At 44.9% G+C, this 1769-nt stretch carries 1 protein-coding gene; it reads right to left on the reverse strand.

From position 1 onward, the window contains the following. On the reverse strand, nt 1-1769 hold a 1769-nt coding region (locus HMPREF3192_RS04140), incomplete at both ends, for a VaFE repeat-containing surface-anchored protein (protein ID WP_156422863.1).

The following is a 1769-nucleotide window of genomic DNA, read 5'->3' on the forward strand; positions in this document are numbered from 1 at the left end:
CAAAGGCTTTGCCTGTGGACTTATCCATAAGCGTTGCTTCAAGAGTGTAAGTTTCACCTGCAACAAGGTTTTTGTAGCTAACCTTATCGCTTACTGTTTGGTTTTTGTCGGCTCGTACAAAGTGAGTTGCAGACTCTGTAGCTAGCGCAAGTGTTTCAAGTTTTCCTGGAACACTTACTGTCTGCTTTGTGTTTTCAAGGTCAGTCTCTTGAGTGATAAGCTTGCCAGCTGCGTCATACAGATACTCAAAAGCTACGATGGACTTCCCCTGAAGCTTAGAGGTATCAAGCTTGAACGTTAGCTTGACCTCATGGGTGGTTTTCTTAGCGGTGAAAGTCTTAGTAGCACTAATTTCTTTTCCGTCAGCATCTACCAAAACCTCGCCTGTGGACTTATCCACAAGCTTGCCCACTAAGGTGTAGGTTTCACCTCGGGTAAGCTGCTCTGCACTCAGGGTGTCTACCAAAGTTTGGGTAGGAGCTACAGCTGCTGTGTGAGTTAGCTGCTCGCTCAAAAGTTCAGTTTCAATGACAGCATCGTCTTTGTTGACGACACTATCCATATCCACGGTGAAGGCAGGTCGTGTAATGCTAACTTCAAACTTCACAAGCTTTTTGTGAGTGTTGGTAGATGTTGCTAGTTCTTCGACAACGTAGGTGTCATAAGGAAGCGCACCTAGGCGGTTGTTTACAGTCGTTTGTGTGTCAGTGCGACCACTAAACCATACACCAGCGTGGTCAACAAGCTTGCTCTCATCAACCTTGCCTTCGGCAGAAACCGCCTTGTCGTTGGCGTTGGTAGCGTTATTGTGCGGTTCATAAGCATTGGTGGTATTAACCTCACCATTAGCATCAGACACCACAATATGAGACTCGCCTGTGGTTTTACTTGTCAGCCTAAAGACAATGTGTGCCATAGGACGGCTGTTGTTGTCATCTTTTTTGGTAAAGCGGAAGTCCCCTCGTACAACCTGGTCAGCTACCGATGTATCCTCACCGCTCAGGTCATAGATCTTGCCGTTTTCACGCACCTGTACTACCTTTGAATAGGTGGTGTTGAGCAAGTAGCCCTTCGGGGCTTTGGTTTCGGTTATGGTGTAGGTGCCATACGGAAGCAAGTTGGGTGGTGTAGTAACAACACCAGTTTTGTCCGCATAAAGCTTTGCTACAACTTGTCCAGGTTCATACAGCGTGTCATTAACCCAAACGGAAGATTTAGACGAATTGACGACACTAAACTCAGTACCTTCAAGTGTTGCCGCACCCAAAGGTAAGTGTTTCATTAGTTCACGATCGACTTTTGCGAGCTTAACACCACCACGAACGACTGTATCTTTGCTAGAAGCATTTCCATCAAAGACAATGTGTTGGTTGTCATGCTCAATGGTAAAACTTTGTTTGAAACCATCATTTAAATAGCTTTCATTTGATGTTGCTTCAACAAGCTCATAGCTACCGTAAGGAAGCGTTTTTGGAGCAGTTTTTGCAACATAGCCATCAGATGTCTTCAGGGTTGTGATGGTTGCACACACCTCTTCAGGACGAGCTGTTTTACCATCAATAACAACGGAATTTTTGTTTTTGTTAATGATGTTATACGTAATGTTTTCAAGAGAGCCATCGCCTTGCGAGTTTGATTTTTCAAGCTCTCGGTCGAGTTTATGCACCTCTACAGATCCACGGATGACCTGTTCTAAAATTGGGCGGTTGGTTGAGTTGGGATCAAGTTGTTGATACAGCTTTGAATCCCAGTTGTCGAGTTTTTTCCAG

The sequence above is a fragment of the Atopobium deltae genome (genome assembly GCF_001552785.1).
GTDB lineage: Bacteria > Actinomycetota > Coriobacteriia > Coriobacteriales > Atopobiaceae > Atopobium > Atopobium deltae.